This is a genomic window from Acinetobacter sp. Colony158 (assembly GCF_019264745.1).
Taxonomy (GTDB): domain Bacteria; phylum Pseudomonadota; class Gammaproteobacteria; order Pseudomonadales; family Moraxellaceae; genus Acinetobacter; species Acinetobacter ursingii.
Map to the genome: position 1 here is coordinate 3,478,920 of NZ_CP078523.1, position 20,023 is coordinate 3,498,942.

16 protein-coding genes are annotated in these 20,023 nt (G+C 40.0%); 6 read left to right on the forward strand and 10 right to left on the reverse strand.

Translation table 11 applies throughout. The annotated features are described in order from the left end of the window. Nucleotides 1-62: 62 nt before the first annotated feature. The 4 genes from JR005_RS14165 to JR005_RS14180 are packed head-to-tail and all read right to left on the reverse strand — an operon-like array spanning nucleotide 63 to nucleotide 5,137. Nucleotides 63-1,181, reverse strand: coding sequence for an ABC transporter permease (locus JR005_RS14165; protein WP_218665336.1), 1,119 nt, complete (start codon nucleotides 1,179-1,181; stop codon nucleotides 63-65). Nucleotides 1,182-1,186: 5 nt separating this feature from the next. Beyond that, nucleotides 1,187-2,314, reverse strand: a complete 1,128-nt coding sequence (locus tag JR005_RS14170; RefSeq protein WP_218665337.1) for an ABC transporter permease — start codon at nucleotides 2,312-2,314, stop codon at nucleotides 1,187-1,189. After that, on the reverse strand, nucleotides 2,314-4,125 hold the full coding sequence (locus JR005_RS14175) for an ATP-binding cassette domain-containing protein (protein ID WP_218665338.1): 1,812 nt from the start codon (nucleotides 4,123-4,125) through the stop codon (nucleotides 2,314-2,316). Before JR005_RS14175 ends, JR005_RS14170 begins: the two co-directional genes overlap by 1 nt. 10 nt (nucleotides 4,126-4,135) lie before the next feature. Then, nucleotides 4,136-5,137 (reverse strand): biotin/lipoyl-binding protein, encoded by a 1,002-nt coding sequence (locus tag JR005_RS14180; RefSeq protein ID WP_218665339.1) that lies wholly within the window; start codon nucleotides 5,135-5,137, stop codon nucleotides 4,136-4,138. A gap of 112 nt (nucleotides 5,138-5,249) precedes the next feature. On the opposite strand from JR005_RS14180, the gene JR005_RS14185 reads away from it, so the two are divergent. Further along, complete coding sequence (locus JR005_RS14185; RefSeq protein WP_004990122.1) at nucleotides 5,250-5,885, forward strand: TetR/AcrR family transcriptional regulator; 636 nt, start codon at nucleotides 5,250-5,252, stop codon at nucleotides 5,883-5,885. Between the two features lie 47 nt (nucleotides 5,886-5,932). Here JR005_RS14185 and JR005_RS14190 read toward each other — a convergent pair whose 3' ends face one another. Then, on the reverse strand, nucleotides 5,933-6,859 hold the full coding sequence (locus JR005_RS14190; RefSeq protein ID WP_218665340.1) for a LysR family transcriptional regulator: 927 nt from the start codon (nucleotides 6,857-6,859) through the stop codon (nucleotides 5,933-5,935). Nucleotides 6,860-7,002: 143 nt separating this feature from the next. Between JR005_RS14190 and JR005_RS14195 the strand changes: the two genes are divergently transcribed. From JR005_RS14195 to JR005_RS14205, 3 genes are all read left to right on the forward strand, one after another. Continuing rightward, nucleotides 7,003-8,058, forward strand: a complete 1,056-nt coding sequence (locus JR005_RS14195; RefSeq protein ID WP_218665341.1) for an aromatic ring-hydroxylating oxygenase subunit alpha — start codon at nucleotides 7,003-7,005, stop codon at nucleotides 8,056-8,058. Between the two features lie 195 nt (nucleotides 8,059-8,253). Continuing rightward, nucleotides 8,254-8,736 (forward strand): transcription elongation factor GreB, encoded by a 483-nt coding sequence (gene greB / locus JR005_RS14200; RefSeq protein ID WP_218665342.1) that lies wholly within the window; start codon nucleotides 8,254-8,256, stop codon nucleotides 8,734-8,736. 434 nt (nucleotides 8,737-9,170) lie between these two features. After that, complete coding sequence (locus tag JR005_RS14205) at nucleotides 9,171-10,283, forward strand: transglycosylase SLT domain-containing protein (protein WP_218665343.1); 1,113 nt, start codon at nucleotides 9,171-9,173, stop codon at nucleotides 10,281-10,283. Between the two features lie 80 nt (nucleotides 10,284-10,363). Here the strand turns inward: JR005_RS14205 and JR005_RS14210 are convergent, their stop codons facing one another. Together JR005_RS14210 and ttcA are read right to left on the reverse strand one after the other, a co-directional pair. Next, complete coding sequence (locus tag JR005_RS14210) at nucleotides 10,364-10,747, reverse strand: SCP2 sterol-binding domain-containing protein (protein ID WP_004990135.1); 384 nt, start codon at nucleotides 10,745-10,747, stop codon at nucleotides 10,364-10,366. Nucleotides 10,748-10,959: 212 nt separating this feature from the next. Continuing rightward, on the reverse strand, nucleotides 10,960-11,865 hold the full coding sequence (ttcA, locus tag JR005_RS14215; protein ID WP_004990137.1) for a tRNA 2-thiocytidine(32) synthetase TtcA: 906 nt from the start codon (nucleotides 11,863-11,865) through the stop codon (nucleotides 10,960-10,962). Between the two features lie 504 nt (nucleotides 11,866-12,369). Here ttcA and JR005_RS14220 point away from each other — a divergent pair. Both JR005_RS14220 and htpX read left to right on the forward strand, forming a co-directional pair. Then, nucleotides 12,370-13,230, forward strand: a complete 861-nt coding sequence (locus tag JR005_RS14220) for a lytic transglycosylase domain-containing protein (protein ID WP_218665344.1) — start codon at nucleotides 12,370-12,372, stop codon at nucleotides 13,228-13,230. Between the two features lie 149 nt (nucleotides 13,231-13,379). Beyond that, on the forward strand, nucleotides 13,380-14,285 hold the full coding sequence (gene htpX, locus JR005_RS14225) for a protease HtpX (protein ID WP_004990141.1): 906 nt from the start codon (nucleotides 13,380-13,382) through the stop codon (nucleotides 14,283-14,285). A 69-nt stretch (nucleotides 14,286-14,354) separates the two neighbouring features. Here the strand turns inward: htpX and JR005_RS14230 are convergent, their stop codons facing one another. The 3 genes from JR005_RS14230 to JR005_RS14240 all read right to left on the reverse strand — a co-directional run bounded on the left by JR005_RS14230 (nucleotide 14,355) and on the right by JR005_RS14240 (nucleotide 19,751). Further along, nucleotides 14,355-14,897: a DUF4112 domain-containing protein gene (locus JR005_RS14230; RefSeq protein WP_218665847.1), complete on the reverse strand. Its 543-nt coding sequence runs from the start codon at nucleotides 14,895-14,897 to the stop codon at nucleotides 14,355-14,357. Between the two features lie 166 nt (nucleotides 14,898-15,063). Beyond that, nucleotides 15,064-16,413, reverse strand: coding sequence for a magnesium transporter (gene mgtE / locus JR005_RS14235; protein ID WP_218665345.1), 1,350 nt, complete (start codon nucleotides 16,411-16,413; stop codon nucleotides 15,064-15,066). A gap of 239 nt (nucleotides 16,414-16,652) precedes the next feature. Beyond that, nucleotides 16,653-19,751: an efflux RND transporter permease subunit gene (locus JR005_RS14240; protein WP_218665346.1), complete on the reverse strand. Its 3,099-nt coding sequence runs from the start codon at nucleotides 19,749-19,751 to the stop codon at nucleotides 16,653-16,655. Nucleotides 19,752-20,023: the final 272 nt, after the last annotated feature.

Here is a 20,023-nt window from a genome sequence, read left to right on the forward strand (position 1 = left end):
TAATCCTTATTCTCAGCTAGCAAAATRCARTATGAAAAATAATAAAACTATCCAAACATTATTTAAGATAAACGATTTCTAAATAGCCACGCAGCCAACGGCAAAGTAATAATTGCTAAAACAAACATAGGTACAAAATCATTTTTTACCTGTTTAAAAGTTGCTCCTTCCAGATAAACCCTTTGCACCAAATCAATTCCAAAACGTAAAGGATTGGCATACGTCGCAATTTGTAGAACATGTGGCATATTCTGTATAGGGGTTAGCAATCCGGATAACAACATTAAAGGCATGATCAAAAAGAAAGTAAATAACATCGCCTGTTGCATATTGAGGGAAATTGCAGAAATGGATAAACCCACACCCACTACTGCAATGTTAAAACATAACAAACCAAAATATAAAAGTCCCAAAGAACCATTCATGGGAATATCGAACCAGAACATAATAATCAATAAAATAATAGTCGATTGTATTAAACCAATAAAAATAGGGGGTAATGCTTTACCAATCATGATGTGAAGCGGGGTATAAGGAGTCACTAAAAGCTGGTCAAATGTCCCTTGTTCGCGTTCTCGCGCAACTGAAAGTGAGGACAATAATAAAGTTTGCATCATACTCAAAGCAGCAATTAATGAAGGCATAATCCCCCATCTGGACTCCTGATTTGGGTTATACCATGTGCGTATTTCCAGTTGAAAAGGCGTTATATTCCCCAAACGCTCCTGATTCAAAGAACTCACAACATTAGCGATATAAGTGCCTACCATTCCTGCGGTCGAGGAATTGCGTCCATCTAAAATTACCTGTATAGGTGAGGATTGAGCACGATTGAGCTTATCTTCGAAATCAGAAGGGATACTGATCACAGCTAAAGCTGTTCGCTGATCAATTACTTCTTTAATCTGTGAATGATTCTGAAGAGTAGCTGTTCGATGAAAAATACCAGAGCCATCCAGACGTGATAATAACTGTTGAGAAGCTTGCGTCTTACTTTGATCTAAGACCGCATAATCCACTCGGTTTACATCATAATTTGCGGCATATCCAAACAATAAAGCCTGAATCAAGGCAGGTGCAAATAAAATGACCCGATTGGCAGGATCACTAAAAATGGTCAGGAATTCCTTTTTGACTAACACCATCAAGTAATTCAACCACATCACGAAATTATGTATCATGGCTGTTACTCCAGACGTTTTTTGAGTGATCGACAGGATGCTGCCATTAAAATCACGACATACACCATCAAAATGCCACATTCTTTTAGCCAAAGTCCCCAGTCATCTCCGCCTAAAAATAGCGTTTTAATTAAAGACATAAAATGAGTCGCAGGCAAAATTTGGCTAATCGTTTGCACCAACCAAGGTAAATTTCGTGTATCAAAAACAAATCCCGATAACATCATTGCTGGCATAAAACTGACCAATAAAGCGATTTGACTAGCTTGAAACTGGCTGCTAGAAAAACCTGAAATCGTCAATCCCAATAACAATGAAACCAATAAATATAAAAATGAAGCACTCATAATCGAAAGTAATGAGCCACGAATGGGAACATCAAAAATCAAACTGGCAGCCAATAAACACATCACAATATCGATCATGCCAATCACGATATAAGGAATCAATTTGGATAAAACAATTTCCAATGGTCGAACTGGTGTCACAAATAAAGCTTCGAGCGTTCCCCGCTCTCGCTCCCTCGCGATTAATAATCCAGTGAGAAATGCACCAATCAAGGTCAATACCAATACCATTAATCCAGGAACTAAAAACCAAGTACTATTTGCTGACTCATTAAACCACATACGCTGTTCGACACTGATCAGGCCCAGCATTGAGCCCATATTATTTCGATCAGACTGAATGATTTGCGCTGTTTGCAATGCACCTGAAATATATCCCTGTAAAGCAGAGGCAATGGTGGTTGATCGACCATTAGTAATGACTTGTATGGTTGCAGTATTTTGTGCGCTTTGCTGTGCAAAATCAGAAGGTAAATTGACAATAGCATCTATTTCAGCGCGTCCCATCGCCTGTTCAGCTTGATAAAAACTGCTATAAGGCGTTGCGGTGATATAGGGCGTTCCATTTAAACCTGCAAGTAATTGCTGACTTTGAGGCGTAATATTTTGTGCGACCACGCCTACCCGGCCATTATTTAAGTCGAAAGATAAGCCATAACCAAATAATAGAATCAAAATTAGCGGTAAAATCAGACCAATTGCTAAACTACTTTTATCTCTGAGTAATTGCTGGATTTCCTTACGCGTTAAAGCAGCCACACGTAAAATGGAAGCTGACCATTTCATCAGACCGGCTCCTGCTGATGGGCACGAGATTGCTCTACAATTGCAATAAACGCGCGATTCATATCACTACTACTGCCTGTGCCTGCTTGTTGACGAACTTGTTTTGGAGAACCCAAAGCCAGCATCTTGCCAGCATCCTGTATCGCAATACGGTCACAATATTCTGCTTCTTCCATAAAGTGCGTGGTAATAATAATCGTCATACCCTGATCAGCTAGCTTCCCAATGGTGTACCAAAAGGCTCGTCTGGCTAAAGGATCAATGCCACTTGTCGGTTCGTCCAGAAAGACAATTTCTGGTTGATGTAATAAAGCGGCTGCCATCGACAAGCGCTGTTTAAATCCATTGGGTAAATCACCACTTCTGGCTTGTGGCTGAAGTTCAAATTGTTGTAAGGCTTTTTCAATTTGTTGTTTGAGCTTATTGCCCGATAAACCATAAGCTCCACCAAAAAATTTTAAATTTTCCAGAACTGTTAAATTTCCATAGAGTGCGAATTTTTGGGAAACATAACCAATACGCGCCCGTGCTTTTGCTCGAGCATGACGCAAATTTAATCCAGCAACTTCAAGTGTCCCACTTGTTGCAGGTAACAACCCGCATAGCATTCTAAATGTCGTGGTTTTACCCGCACCATTTGGGCCAAGCAAACCAAAAATTTCTCCTCGTTTGACATCAAAAGAAGTGCTAGCCACAGCGGTAAAATCCCCAAACTTTCGTACTAAATCTTTAACGACAATTACAGACTCAACTGGTACCTTAGCCACTTGCACATTAGCCACTTGAACATCCGTCATTTGCACCGTAGAAACCGAATCATGTGCGGACTGAAGCGTGGTAGGAGCATGTTGCTGTGCCTGATGTAAAAACCACATAAAAGCATCTTCAAGTTCAGGTTCTCGAGCTGAAACTACCGCGCCCTTTGGTAACTGTTCATCGGGTAATTTGGGATGATCAGGACGGGTAATAAATCGAACTTCATCTCCTTTAGGTACCGCGTCCGTAATATATGAATGATTGTCCAATAAATGGGCTTGTAGTTCTCGTGCTTTCATCTGCTCGGGCGGCTTGACCTGCCACGTTAATCCTCGGACCTGCTCGCTTAAATACTGTGGCGTTCCTTGTTGCAGTATTTTCCCGTCATACATCACATAAACTTCAGCGCAGCGTTCGGCTTCATCCATATATGCGGTACTGATAATTACGCTTAAATTTTCTTCTTTCACTAGCTGTTCAATAATCAGCCATAAATCACGTCTGGACAAAGGATCAACCCCTACACTAGGTTCATCCAAAAGTAATAACTCGGGTGATCGGACCAAAGTACAAGCTAAACCCAGTTTTTGTTTCATACCACCAGATAGATTGCCCGCGGGTCTTTGGGTAAACTTACTAAGATCTGTAATCTCTAATAATCGAGCAAAACGTTGTTTGCGTATTTCAAGGGGAACGCCATGCAAATCTGCGTAGAGGTCTAGATTTTCCTGAACAGTTAAATCTTCATATAAACCAAACCGTTGTGGCATATAACTAATACGATTTTGCACGGCTTGCGGATTTTGGCAAATATCAATCCCTAGTACCTGTAAAGAACCTGAAGTGGGTTGATACAACCCCGCGATTAAACGCAAAAATGTGGTTTTCCCTGCACCATCTGGTCCGACCAAAGCAGTCAGTTGCCCTGATCTAATTTGTATATTTAAATCCTGAAGAGCACAAATATCAGGCATTTTTTTATTTTCTGCGCGAAAGACCTGTCGCAAATTTTGCGTAATCACCACATCAGATGTATCGTTTAGCAAGTCATTCATAAATAATTACTCACTGCGTCTTGGCAATTTTAACAGTCACAGGTTGACCCATTTTTAATTGGTCGTGAGGATCATTTACATAAACTCGAACCTCATAAACCAAAGTGGTTCGAATATCCTCGGTTTGCACTGTTTTAGGTGTAAATTCTGCTACAGAAGAGATGTAACCAATCTTGCCTGAAATCGGCTGGTTTGGTTGTGAATCACGAAAAATTTGCGCCTGATTTCCCATTTTAATTAAACCCAATTGCTGTTCATTGGCATAGACACGTACCCACTTCGGATCTGTGAGTGCCAGTGTATAAACGACTTTTTGAGCCGTGGTCATATCCCCTACTTCTTGTAATCTAGCGCGTACTACAGCATTGACTGGTGAACGTAATACACTTTGGCTTAATTGATATTCAATTAAATTCAGATTCGCCTGACTGACGTCAAATTGTGCTTTGGTGGCAGCCCGATCTTCAGCCCTTGCCCCTTTTTCTAACAAAACAAGATTGGCTTGTTGTTCTTTGACCGTGGCAGCAGCAGTCTTCTGGCTAGCTCTAGCAAAATCGAGCTCCTGCTGACTCATGGCTTGCCCTGCGGTACTATTACTCAATGACTGTAAACGCTGAACATCTTTAGTGGCTTTTTCAAACTGTGCTTGTGCAGAAGCCAACTGTGCTTGAGCTTGGGTAATTTGTTCAGGTCGAGTGCCTACTTGCTGTGCAATAACGGCTTGTTTTTGTACATTCAATTGCGCTTGTGCTTGTTGTTTTTGTATATCAAGTGCATCGGTATTAAGCTCTGCCAATATTTGCCCTTGATGAACTTGATCACCTTCCTGAACATTTAAGCGCTGAATACGCCCCGCCTGTTCAAACGCCAATGACACTTGTCGAATATCAACATTGCCATACAAGGTCAACTCCTGTTCTGAAGATTTATCTTTATTCCAATACCAATAGGCTACAAATGCTAGGGCAATGATCAGAACGACCAATATAGTCAAAATGACACTTTTCTTCATGTAAGTCGCCTTGAATAAAATTATTAAAGTTTAAATTCAATTTAAATTTAAATTACCTCAACTTGGCAAAAAAATATATACTTAAAAAGCAAAATTTGATTTAGGTTATCTTATGTCCAGATCTCGTCGCCGCGATGGTGATTTAACAAAAGCGAAAATTATTGAAGCAGCAGGTCATTTAATTGCGCAAGAAGGTTTAGCTCAAACCACCAATAAAGCAATTGCCCAACTGGCACAGGTCGATCTTGCCGCAATCAATTATCATTTTGAAGGACGAGATGGCTTGTATAAAGCAGTTTTGGTAGAAGCCCATCGACATTATATCGACGAACAGCAATTGGCGGAGTTAGTACAAAGCTCACTCTCTCCTACTCGAAAACTGGAAGTTTTTTTTGAAACACTCATTCAGAAATTGGTTGAAAAAGATCTTTGGCATAGTAAAGTTTTTATTCGCGAGTTATTTGCCCCTTCCCCTTATTTAGAACAATTTATGGCACATGATGGTGCCAGAAAATTTCATTACATTCGCCAAATTATCAGTCAGGTCTCAGGACTAGATGAAAACCATCCTTCGATTTTGCCTTGTGTGCTAAGTGTCGTTGCACCATGTATGATGCTGATTATTGCCAGCAATAATGTTCCAACACCGCTACAAAATATTTCTCAGATGGACTCACAGCAATTACTTCAACATCTCATGACGTTCTCTCTGGCTGGTTTACAAGCCATTAAGCAAAATCAGCCATAAGTAACCGATATTTTTAATTCATGTGAAGCCTTTAGTAGGCTTACAAATTATTTTTGGTCGTTAACATGGACTTTTAATGCTTCCATCTTTCGACTCAATTGTTGTATCAAGATTTGAGAAATTCTGGAAAGTTGACGACGTTGCCCTGCACAAAGCGCCAATGTTAAAGGCTGAATACCCTTTTCATGAATCGGAATAAACACTAACTCTTTATTTGCAACCGCTGTGTAAACATCCAGATAACTTAAAATTGCAATGCCCATATTTCTTTTTAACATGGAAATCATAAGACGAATATCATTGGTCAGGGTTTGATGTATAGGCACGATATGCTGCTTTTTATACATAGCCATCACTCGCTCATGAATAATTAAAGGAGCATCTGCCATGATATGACGACTTTCAAAGGTATCCGCCAGTGTGAGTTTGGACTGGTTAGCAAGAGCATGATCTGGACTCATGACAAAACCGATTGGAATTTCAATGAAAGATAAAACATCAAGTTGAGTATGAATGATAGGATCTAAAATCAAACCAAAATCGATTTCGGTGTTGATAATTTTTTGAATAATCACTTTACTTTCATGGGTATGAATATTGAAGCTAATCCACGGATATTGCTGCTGTAAATCGGCCAAGGATTCAATCACAAAGCCGTCACTTAAAGCAGAAATCAATCCTAATTCGATGGAACCACGCTTTAGCCCCTGTATCTCATCAAAACGAATACGGGTTTGCTGAAATTCTTTTTTCCAACGTAACAAATCTGAATAAAGCAATTCACCTGCGAGCGTTAGTTTTAAACCATTGGGCAAACGTTCAAAAAATGCAATATCTAATTGTTCTTCAGCAAGCGTTATTTGGCGGTGCACAGCTGACACTGAAATAAAAAGCTGTTCTGCCGCTTTGTGTAAATTTTCGGTTTCAGCCACCACCAAAAAGTACTCAGCAAAGCGTGAAAATGGGACGTTCATCAATGTCATGGCCTAGCAAATGCATCACGTTTAAGATCATTCTGTTTTTTAGAACAGTTTATACAAATCATTCTAATAGATAATATACAGCATCTATTCAATACTGCATCCAATCTCAGCAAAATTATCTACAAGGTGCAGCCATGAATGCCATCCCAGTGATCAATTTAATCAATAAACCGTGTAATAGCCAATTCGAAGATCGGGATTGGGAAATTCTTTCTCAACATTGGTATCCAGTAGCTCGCATTGAAGATGTTTCAACTCAACCGCAACAAGTGACATTGTTAGATGTCAAAATGGCATTGTATAAAACTGAATCTGGCGACATCCATCTGGTACGGGATATTTGCCCACATCGTGGTGTTCCTTTAACAAAAGGATGGGTGGAAGGTGAAGAAATTGTGTGTCCTTATCATGGTTTACGCTATAACGCAGCAGGCCAATGTACAAAAATACCTGCGCAGCCAGAGCTGATCAAGATTTCAGATCGCTTTCGTCTAAGCAAATTTCCTGTTGTGCAAAAATATGGTCTGATCTGGACCAGCATCCAAAACCACGATGTCGAATCTGCTCATTTCCCAGTGCTTGATACATGGGAAGATCCAGCCCATCAAGCCATTTTACCACCTTATGTAGATATCTCAGGTTCAAGTGGTCGTCAGCTTGAAGGATTTATTGATGTGGCACATTTTGCATGGGTACATCATGAGGCTTTTGCGAGCCGTGAAAATCCTGTCGTTCCTAAATATTCAACCATCAAAACAGATTATGGCCTACAAACAGAATATGTCAGCGATGTAAGCAACTACCCGCACGGTTTGCAGCACTTAGCTCCTGAAGGTTTTTTATGGAAACGTGTGTTTGATGTTTATCCACCATTTTCGGCCATATTAACTGTACATTTTCCTCATGATGGAATCCTCAAGATTTTAAATGCTTGCTGTCCAATGTCTCATAATAAAACTCGTTTATTTGTACCACTCACCCGTAATTTTGATACAACAGGTGATTTACAAGCTGTGTACGACTTTAATGCACAAATTTTTACAGAGGATCAAGACATGGTGGAAGCACAAAAGCCTGAAGAATTACCGCTTGATTTGATGATGGAAGCACATTTTGAAGCCGATCGCTCTTCAACGATGTATCGTCGTATCTTGGTGGACTTAGGCTTGAGTAAACGCTATACAGTATGATGTATAGCTTAGGCTTTAACTCGACAGCCTATGCTTAAGATACATCGGGTTGTGATCATTCCATTATTCAAAGTGCTAAAAACATAAAAAACTTGTCAAAACTTTACAATGCAGTTTTAACTAGTTGGAGATAAAAATGACCACCAGTTTGCAGACTGGTACAATCAGTTACTTTTTTTAAATATGGAGGGGTGGATGAACCGAAAATTATTAACAGCGGAAGGCTATCAACGTTTGCAACATGAGTTAAATCATCTGGTGCGCAAAGAACGACCTGAAATTACTAGTATTGTGTCTTGGGCAGCCAGTCTCGGCGATCGGTCTGAAAACGCAGACTACCACTACAATAAAAGAAAGTTAAGAGAAATTGATCGTCGAATCAGATACTTAACCAAACTTTTTGAGGTTGCGCACAAAGTTGAATATAGTCCCGAACAAGACGGTAAAGCATATTTTGGTGCATGGGTGGCGTTAGAAAATGATGACGGAGAAACCATTCAGTTTCGTATTGTCGGCGATGAAGAAATTTATGGTCGCAAAGATTACATTTCCCTTCAGTCACCTATGGCAAAAGCCTGTTTAGGAAAAAGCATCGATGATGAAGTACAGGTCTTAACCCCTTCTGGCAAGAAAAACTGGTATATCATTGGGATCAGTTATTCAAATCCATCTGCATGAATCTCATACCAGCCCTTTAAAAAAAGCCAACTGGTTTGGTTTTGCGCCGACGATGCTCTTTAAGTGAAATTTCATGATCTCCACCAACTAAAACACAACATTGTCTTTACAAGAATTAGCATTTTATCCGTGATTTCAACATGTAGAAATTATATAAATACATCTCTTTTTTAAATCATTAACTTAGCAATTGGTCGGTATGTTTTTTATGCAAAATATTTGACATTTAGATTCAAGGTGACTATTATTCGCCCTGACTTACATTTGGTCATTTTTTAAACTATGTAGTATTTCTACATAGTGTCAGTTTTTCCATAGTCATTTTTTGAATGACGTCATGACTGCCCACCCCTCTTGGATTTACCAACTTGTTGAAAATCTGGAAGCATTTTGTCTGGATTTTTAGGGCGTAAATTATCTGTAGCGGAGACAACATGCACAGTAGTTCAACCACTGGATCGAGGCTTGGCCTAAATTCACTATTTCCTTCCATCCCATTTAGAGCCTTAGCGCTAAGCACCGCCCTCATTCCTTTTCATAGTATTAATGCGGGTAAAACACATCAATATAATGATGTCTTAAATAGCAGTACACTCACCGTTGTCGCAGTTGAATCTCCCACGACTGTATTCAAAGAAGGTCAGTTTTTACATGGTTTTGGCTACGACCTTACCAGACAGTATGCAAAAAGTTTAAATGTTAAGCTGAATTTTAAAACTGTGAAAGACAATGCGACCGCCTTAAATATGGTTGCACAAGGTAAAGCAAACTTTGCCATGACTACTGCAACTTTTAAAACGGTCGAAAATAAGCATTTGATTTCATTTTCAGCCAGTTGCGGTGACGACACCAATTTGGCCAAAAATGGTTTAAATACTCAACTGAATTGGGTATTTAAATATGCCGATGATCCACTTTCACAAACAGCCAGTGGATTTATTTGTCAAAGCAAACAAAACGGTATTACCGGCCAATTAGCGTCATTTTATAATCGCAACGTGGTTACACCTGAATCGTGGCCCACCATTAAACGTGATTTAGATAATCGCTTACCGATCTATAAGGCAAGTTTCAAGAAAACTGCTGAAAAGTATGATTTGGACTGGCAACTACTGGCTGCAATTGGTTATCAGGAATCGTATTTGAAACCTAATTCAGTTTCACCTACAGGTGTCCGTGGGCTGATGATGCTCACCAACAATACCGCACGGGCGATGGGTGTAACCGATCGTGTTGATCCAGCACAAAGTATTCAAGGTGGCGCTAAATATTATGATCTGATGCTCAGTCAATATCAGGATATCCCCTACCCAGACCGTAACTGGTATGCCTTAGTGGCTTATAACATGGGGCCAGGTGCCGTGAGTCAGATCCAGAAGCGTTTACAAAATCAAGGTAAAAACCCAAATAACTGGGTGGTTTTTTATGATTATTTAAATCGTAATAAAGCCAGCAATGGTCGTTATCGTCAGGCTGTACAGTATGTCACTCGTATTCGCGCTTATGTAGAGCACATTAAAACCAGTGAACGCTGGATTGATGTTTAATATTTGGATTTATCTTAAAGTCTGTTGCTGTTTAGAAAAAAGCTTAGTCCAAATGGACTAAGCTTTTTTATACCGCACGATTATGCTGTTTGTTCAAGCACTTTTTTGAACAAAGTTTTTTGTTCCTGACTCGGTTTAGCAGTCTGCAATGCCATCAATTGAGACATATCACCCTGTACTTTAATTTTACCCGTCATAAATGCCTGCATAGCTGCAGCCATATCAAACTCTAGAAACACTTTACGAAGAGTTTCAGCATCCATATTCAACGTTGTTTTTGCATTTGATGACAAACCCTTTTGAATTTTTCCGCCATCTAAAGCTAATTCGGTGTTGCCAGTAGAATCGGTAACAACAAGATTAATTGCCAAATTCGCCAATGCTGGTGGTAAATTTAAGTCACCTGCCTCAGCAGTTAATTGGTCGACAGTAGAAAACCAGTCATCAGTTAAAAATGCAGGCATGTTTTTTCCTCAAATATATTTGTTCAATTCCTTGTGTTGACTAAATCAAGCATAGACAACATCATTTTGAAGCAATTTGCTTGTGCATTGTTATAGCACGTTCTTTTTATTTTGAGCTAACCTTTTTTGTACGCACCATTCATTTCTGATTATTTTCAAACTCATTGTGTAAAAAAAATGCTAACTTATAAGTAAGTTAGCATTTAAATCGCTTATTCGGCAGCAAAACTCAGATTAACAACATCCAGTTTTTTCTTGATTTCTTCAGGGTCTTTAAAATCCAATTCGCGTTGTGAATCAAGTACTTCAAAATCAAACAATTCTCGATCTGCCAATTGTGATGGTGAGACATTTTGCAAAGCACCAAAGATACTGTGTAGGCGTTTTGGATACTGTTTGTCCCATTCACGTAACATGTCGTTCAACATGGCACGTTGCAGGTTTTCCTGAGAACCGCACAAATTACATGGGATAATTGGGAACTGACGCATTTCGGCATATTTGATGATGTCTTTTTCTTCAACATACGCCAAAGGACGAATCAAAATATTTTTTTTATCTGAAGATAAAAGTTTGGGTGGCATCGCCTTCAGACTACCGCCATGAAACAGGTTTAAAAAGAAAGTCGCAATAATATCATCACGATGATGTCCAAGCGCAACTTTGGTCGCCCCTATTTCCTGAGCAAAACCATAAAGCGAACCACGACGTAACCGTGAGCAAACGGCACAATACGTTTTACCCTCAGGGGTTAAACGCTTGGTAATGGTATAGGTGTCTTTTTCCAAAATGTAATAGGGAATATGATTTTCTTCCATATAACGTGGCAAAACATCTTCTGGAAAACCCGGCTGTTTCTGGTCCAAATTTACTGCAACGATATCAAAATTAATCGGCGCGATACGTTTAAACTGCAATAAAATATCCAGCAAAGTGTAGCTGTCTTTGCCACCAGACACACACACCATGACTTTATCGCCATCCTCAATCATCTTAAAGTCACGAATCGCATGACCGACCTGACGGCGAAGCTTTTTGAGCAAACGATAATATGCTGAACTGGTTGGCAGCTCAGGTTTAAAATTAAATCCCTGATCGGACTCAACTGGCGAGTACATAGACACACGTTACCATAAGAAAAATACCGCATAATTTTATCCGATTCATCCATGAAGCGCACCTAAAGAATTTTAATTTCTCTGCTTTGTCATTTTTAAGATTTATACTGGTCAGCTTTAAAGAAAAAATTAAGCCTGATTGAGTAAGATTTGGTCAAGATGCTTATATTTTGGACTTTTCCACAGTTTTCCACAAAACCTGTGGATAAAATTGTGGATTTCTTTAGGCTTGACAAAGTATTGTGATGTGAAAATAAGGCTTTTGTTTAAATTGATCATTTTTTAATCAATTATTTTTATTTATATTTTTCAACATATTAAACATGTCAAGCAGACTTTTCTAAAATATTTTTTAATTTTTTTTTGATGAAGATTCAGACAAAAAAACTTGATTTTATTTGTCAAACAGCTTTAAAAAAACTAACATCAAATCTAGCCAATTTACTTTTTTTGTTAAACTAGATTACGTGACGTTACACATTTTGATACAGCGAATAATATACAATGAAAAAGAGTGTGCATTTTTCTTTACATTTTATTTTGGGGTCAGTCGTTACAGCCATAATGACTGTAGCTACGCATGCTGGACAAATTTACATTTATAAGGATAGAGAGGGCGGCACCTTACTGACCAATCGAAAAAGTTCAGATCGCTCACTGACAAAAATTAAAGCCACGTATTATCCAGACAGTAATATTCATTCTTATCGCAACTGGGGCAACTCTGAAGCCGCCGTTTTACCAAGCTATAGTAAAAATAAGAATGCATTTGATCAAATTATTCGTCAGGCGGCTCAACAGCATGGTATTTCTGAAGGTTTGATTAAAGCCGTCATGCATACTGAGTCTGGTTTTAATACCAATGCCCGCTCACCTGTAGGTGCACAAGGTTTAATGCAACTGATGCCTGCGACAGCAAAGCGTTTTAATGTGTCTAATGTCTATGATCCCTACGAAAATATTTTTGGCGGTGCCAAATATTTAAGCTGGTTGCTGAAACGCTTTAATGGCAATACTCAACTCGCATTGGCAGCGTATAATGCGGGCGAAGGTAATGTCGATAAATATGGTGGCATTCCCCCTTTTCGTGAAACACAAGACTATGTGCACCGTGTGACCAGTCGCTTTAACAATCTTTACGCCTCAGGCGTGAGTAATAGTTCGACGACCACACCAGCGCCTCAAATTATCGCCCAGTCTGCCAATTATAATAGCTCGGCGACAGCCGTTAATCCGCGTACCGACAACCCAACTAAATATAGTCGTCAGGTTATTTCTGTGTCGAATAACAGTTTTACCGATGCCCCAGGCACCTATGTGACTGATAATGCGACAGCATCTGCTAGAATTCATATTTCAAATTAGAGAGTTAGGCCACATACAATAGTTAACTTAAAAATTCCTTAAATAAAATAATAGGTCTTGAATTTTTAAGAAAAGCCCCTCATATTTAGCCTAATGATTTTAGGATCATGCTGTATTTTATTTTAATACCCTAAAAGAGGATTTACTCAATGATGCGGATTGGTTTGTTTTTGCTAACCAACCTCGCGGTACTGGTTGTAGCTGGCATTATTTTGTCACTCTTCGGTGTCGGTAGTTACCATGGCGCGGGTGGCTTAAATCTAGGCAACCTCTTGGTCATCTGTTTTGTGTTTGGTATGGTTGGCTCTCTCGTTTCACTGTTCATGTCTAAATGGATGGCGAAAAAAACCACAGGCACAGAATTGATCGATCCGAATGCTCCACGTAATCAGGCGGAAGCATGGTTATTGCAAACTGTTGCAGAACTTTCGCAACGTGCAGGCATTCAAATGCCCGAAGTGGGAATTTTCCCCTCTTACCAGTCCAATGCATTTGCGACCGGCTGGAACAAAAACGACGCGCTTGTATCTGTGTCAAGTGGTTTGCTTGAACGGATGAATAAAGACGAATTACGTGCAGTACTGGCTCATGAGATTGGTCACGTTGCCAATGGTGATATGGTCACGCTTGCTCTGATTCAAGGTGTCGTCAACGCCTTCGTCATGTTCTTTGCGCGCGTGATTGGTGATTTTATCGATCGTAACGTATTTGGTCGTCAAGACGGCGAAGCGCCAGGCATGGGTTATTTTGTCGTGACCATTGTACTGGATATCGTGTTTGGTATTTTGGCTTCAACAATTGTGCTATGGTTTTCACGCCAACGCGAATACCGTGCCGATGAAGCAGGTGCACGTTTAGCAGGTAAACAAGCCATGATCTCTGCATTGTTACGCCTACAAGCTGAATCTGAACTGCCTGATCAAATGCCAAAAGAAATGAAAGCATTTGCGATTGCTGAAGGTAAAGAACAAGGCTTTAGTTTAGCCGCATTGTTTCATACTCATCCGAGCATTGAACAACGTGTTGCTGCGTTACAACAGTTAAATTGTCCATAAATTAATGAAGCAATGAAAAGAGAAATGCTAGTCCTGATTGACTGGCATTTTTTATTGATGGGATCACAATCACTGACGACCTTGATACAGTGACCAAATATAATGCGTTCCCATCCACAGACCCGCAACTAAGAATATTAGAAAAATCAGTCCAATCAAATCTGGTAAGTGCAACCAAATCCAGCTCACCACAGGATTTCGCCAAAATGCAGACTGTTGCTGTTTTCTTTCCAGCGCTTCATGCAGATACGGGTGTATCAGATGTGATTGACTTTGAATTTGGTATTCTTCACGAATATGTTCATGTACGATATCCAGTGCCTTACGACTCGGGCGAATAAAAATATCAAATAATGTTCCTGCGACTGGAATACAGCCTACCACCGCATCCATCGCAGCCAATTTTATTACTGGATTCAACTTATGTTGCGGTACGCCAATTTGCCTGGCTTTGTAAATGGCATAACAAGTCAGCGCAAATCCTGCTGCATCGCCAGCAAAAGGAATTGTACTTAGGGCGGCATCTGCTCCTACGCCTTGCTTGGTAAAAGGAATACGCACCACGCTATCCATCATATTGGCGAACTTGGCCAAATCGCGCTCAAGCTTAATGACTTCGTGTTCTGTTAATTTTTTTGTTCCGTCATAAAAACTCTAAATCAAATGGATTGAAGTAGTTTAATGCATTCCAGTATTTTTGTTCTGACTTTCATCAAGGGTCTGGTGATCTTTCACAGATGTTGCGACTAGGAATGAAATGTCAGTAGATCGTAATTCTCTAGATGTTCACTTGATTCAACAACTGAGCAGCAATAAATAAATAAATGATCACTCCTGTTGCATCACAAATCGAAGTGACCAATGGAGCGGAAGCACTGGCTGGATCTAAACCGAGTTTATCTAAAATAAAAGGCAAACTCATTCCAATGATACTACCAATCAAGACAATGCCGATCATGCTTAAAATGAGCACTAATGCGACCATCGTATCGCCACGAATATAGCCTAATATCGCGACTGCAATCGCCATGGTAATTCCTAATCCTAAGGCGACCAGACATTCTCGACCAAGCAATTTAAACCAATCTTTCATGACCACGTCACCCGTGGCTAAAGCACGAACCATCAAAGTTGCCGATTGCGAGCCTGCGTTCCCTCCACTTCCAACCAGTAATGGCAAGAAAAAAACCAATACAATATTAGATTGAATCACCGATTCAAAATGTGAAATCCCTAACCCTGATAACAAACTGCCAAAGACCAGAATCACCAGCCAAAATACTCTTTTACGATAAAGTAAGAAAAGAGATGCTTCCTTGATATTCAAACTGGGGGCTGAAGCCTCTACCCCACCTACTTTTAAAAAGTCCTCACTGGCTTCTTCACTGGCGACATCCATGGCATCGTCATAAGTTACAATACCCAACAAAGTCCCTTGATGGTCAATCACTGGAAGTGCAATTAAGTCATAATGCGCGATTTTCTTAGCAACTTCATCTTGATCATCATCCACATAGGCACTAATTACATCGGTATTCATTAACTCTCGAATCAACTGTTGTAAGGGCGCTAAAACCAGTTCATGCAATGACACTACCCCGATCAGATGACGTTTTTCATCAATAATATAAGATTCATAAATGGTTTCCGCATCAGGTGCCTGTAACCTGATCGTCTGCATCGCCTCTGCAACAGTCATGTCCTGATTTAGTGTGACATATTCTGAGCTCATGATTGCGCCAGCGGTTTCCTCCTGATAAGTCGAAAGACGGCGTATATCTTCGCGTTGTGCTTGCGCCAAAGCGGGCAGTAAAGCTTGTTGTTCTTGAGAATCCAGACGTTTGAATAAATCGGTGCGCTTATCTGAGGGCATTTCAGATACGATTTCAGCTAAACTCGTTCGTGAAAACTCATGTACCAACTTAGCTTGATAAGCAGGATCAATTTTGGCAAAGATTTTCGCGCGGCGCGGTAAGTGTTCTAAAAGCTGACAACTGAATTGTGCTGGCATGTGTTCTAACACTTCGGCAATATCTGCCTTTTTCATGCCCGCAACCAGTGTAATAGCTCGCTCAATATCAAATTGAGTCATCGCTTCGTAGACTTGAGACAAAAGCGCAGCATTCATGATCGACCCTCAAAAACTGAAGCAGTGCTTCAAACTTCATCTGTTTATGCTTATAAAGTATGCGTAGACACGAATAAAAATTAGACTATTCTGTCTGGCTTAATTTTATTTTTTACCTGAATTAATCGATCGAATACATATCAAAAAGGTAACGATGACTTGAACGGCTATCAAATTTTCTATCAAGATTCAGCGGTTCAATTTTTGGTTTTGTTTTTCATCAGATAATCTTTTTGATTTCATCGTTTAGCTGGCTGGTATTTAAACATAGAGCGAATCACGACATATATCAATGGAATGAATAGAAGAACCAGAATCGTGCCGAATAACACCCCACCAAAAACACTATAACCAATGGCCTGACGGCTGAGCGCACCTGCGCCCGTAGAAAACATCAACGGTACCACACCTGCACCAAAAGCCAGTGAAGTCATGAGAATAGGACGTAAGCGCAAACCCGCAGATTTTAAGGCGGCATCAATTGCACTGGCACCCTGCTCTTGCAAGTTCGCGGCAAACTCCACCATCAAAATCGCGTTTTTACAAGACAAGCCAATTGTGGTCAGTAAAGCAATTTGAAAATAAATATCATTGGCAAAGTTAAACCAATAACTAAACAGAATGGTTCCGCCAATGCCTAATGGAATCGCCATCATCACCACGGTTGGAATCGACCAACTTTCATAGAGCGCAGCCAAGCATAAAAAGATAAATGCAATCGAAATGATATATAGCCAAATCGCCTGATGACTCGATTGTAATTCTTGATATGAAAGCCCACTCCATGCCAAACCGATATCTGGCATATCAGCAACCATTTGGCTGATATGCTGCATTGCCTGACCTGTACTAGAACCATTGGCGGCATCGGCTTCTAGTTCGATCGCAGGATACCCCATAAACCGCTCCAACAAAGGCGGTGCACCTTGCCATTGCACAGCACTAAACTGATTAAACGGGATCATTTGACCTTGGGTATTTTTGACAAACCAGTAACTTAAGTCTTCAGGTTTAGAACGATAAGGGGCATCACCTTGCAAATAAACCCGTTTGATACGACCACGATCAATAAAGTCATTGATATAAGTTCCACTCCATGCAGTCGATAAAGTTCGATTAATATCATTGACATTGACACCATTTGCCATCGCAATCCGATGATCAATTTTAATGTTTAATACTGCCTGATCATCATTACCTTTTTTATCAAGATTGCTGACTTGTTGACTCTTTGCACTTTGCTGTTGCAGATTTTGAAAACTAGCAATCAGTTTGTCACGCCCCAAACCTTTCACATCCTGTATCCAGAAATCCACTTTATCTGAATTGCCTAAACCGCGAATTACCGAAGGCATCAGGACATTAATTCGTGCCTGATTATTTTTTGAAAAATATTTCGAAGCTCTGGCACGAATTTGTTGTGCGCTATTTTGATTACCCTTACGATCATCCCAATGTTTTAATGATACATAGGCTTGCCCTAGATTTTGCCCTGTTCCTGAGAAATTACGGCCATTAATCACCATAATGCCATTGGTGTTGTTCTTTTCAGTGGTCTGAAAATAATCAGAGATTTGTTTACCAACTTCTTCAGTTTTACTCAATGGCGTCCCTTCAGGTAAAGTGAATTGAACCATCAAAGCGCCCTGATCTTCCTGTGGCAGGAAACTCGTCGGCAATGCCCGATAAATTAAAACAAAGCTGACAATCAAGAGGATAAAAGCAGCACCAGAAATATATTTAAAATCAATGGATTTTTTAGAAAGTGTTAAATAATGGCTTTTGAGTTTATCCAGACTTCGATTAAACCACTGTGCCCATCGAAACTGCTTGTTTTGGGGTTTGAGAAGTACAGCACATAAAGCAGGCGTTAAGATCAAAGCGACCATTAAAGACAGTGCCATCGCTGCGACAAGGGTAATCGAAAATTGTCGATAAATAATTCCTGTTGCGCCACTAAAAAATGACATCGGAATAAAAACCGCGGTGAGTACCAAAGTAATCCCCACCAAAGCGCCACCAATTTCCTGCATGGACTCAATACTAGCTTGTCTGGCATCGACCTGTTGCTCATGCATAATCCGTTCGACATTTTCAACCACCACGATGGCATCGTCGACCAATAAACCAATTGCGAGTACCATGGCAAATAAGGTCAAAGTATTAATACTCATCCCCAAAACGGACAAAATCGCAAATGTCCCTAATATCACCACAGGGACGGTGATCTCGGGAATTAAGGTGGCGCGCCAGTTTTGTAAAAACAAAAACATGACCAAGACCACCAATACGATGGCTTCTACCAATGTTGAAACGACTTGGGAGATTGACTCTTTGACAAACGGTGTATCATCACGTGGATAAATCACAAAATAACCGTCTGGCAAATTTTTCTTGAGGGTTTCGACTTCGGCGTACACCGCTTTTGCGGTTTGCATCAGATTTGCACCTACTGCAAGGGAAATCGATAATCCTGAACCTGGATAACCATTGAGTCGGTTAAATACCTGATAGTTTTCAGCACCGACCTCAACCCTTGCTACATCTTTAAGATAAACAAAACTGCCATTTTGATTGGCTTTAATAATAATATTTTCAAATTGTTCTGGCGTTTGCAGCAGTGAACCCGATGTCACTTTGGCATTCAGATATTGATCATTACTGGCTGGTAATTCACCAATTGCCCCTGCCGCAACTTGGGTATTTTGATTTTCAATTGCAGTACGGACATCACTGACCATAAGCTGATACTGTCTAAGTTTGGTTGGATCTAACCAGATCCGCATCGCGTATTGCGAACCAAAAACATTGACCTCACCAACACCTTCAATACGGCTTAGATTCAACTCAAAGTTATTGCTTAAATAATCAGAAATATCAATATTGCTTGAGCGACCAGAACGATCACCCAATCCAATCACCATAAATGAATCACTTAAGGATTTACGAACGGTAATCCCTTGACGCTGTACATCATCTGGAAGACGATTAATCGCACCATTCACGGCATTTTGCACCTGAACCTGTGCTTCATCGGGATCTGTCCCTTGTGCAAAATACAGGCTGATGCGACTGCTACCATTGGCATCACTACTGGAACTAAAATACAATAAATGATCAATTCCCTTGATCTGTTGCTCCAAGACTTGAGTCACGCTATCTTCAACAGCCTGTGCATCGGCACCGCTATAGCTTGCAGAAACCGTAATCCGTGGTGGCGCAATATCTGGATAACGCTCAACAGGCAAATTTAAAACTGAAAACAAACCCACCGCCATCACAATAATGGCAAGTACACAAGCAAAAATGGGACGATCAATAAAAAATCTGGAGAGCATGAGCGCTTTACTTCCAATGTAAGGGAGCGAAATGTCAAATAAAAATGTTCAGTTGCAACGATGATCAACTTGAATAATCTATTGATAATCAATGAGTCTTTATTTAAATACAAGCATTTTTAATATAAATTTTCAGAGCAGAAAAAAAACGGATAAATCATGGAGATTATGTATAAAGACTGCGATTTTAAGGGCTTTTCTTCATCAAAAAAACATCAAAACGTCATCACCCTGTCAAATTATATCGGCATGCTACCCAATCAACCTTTTTT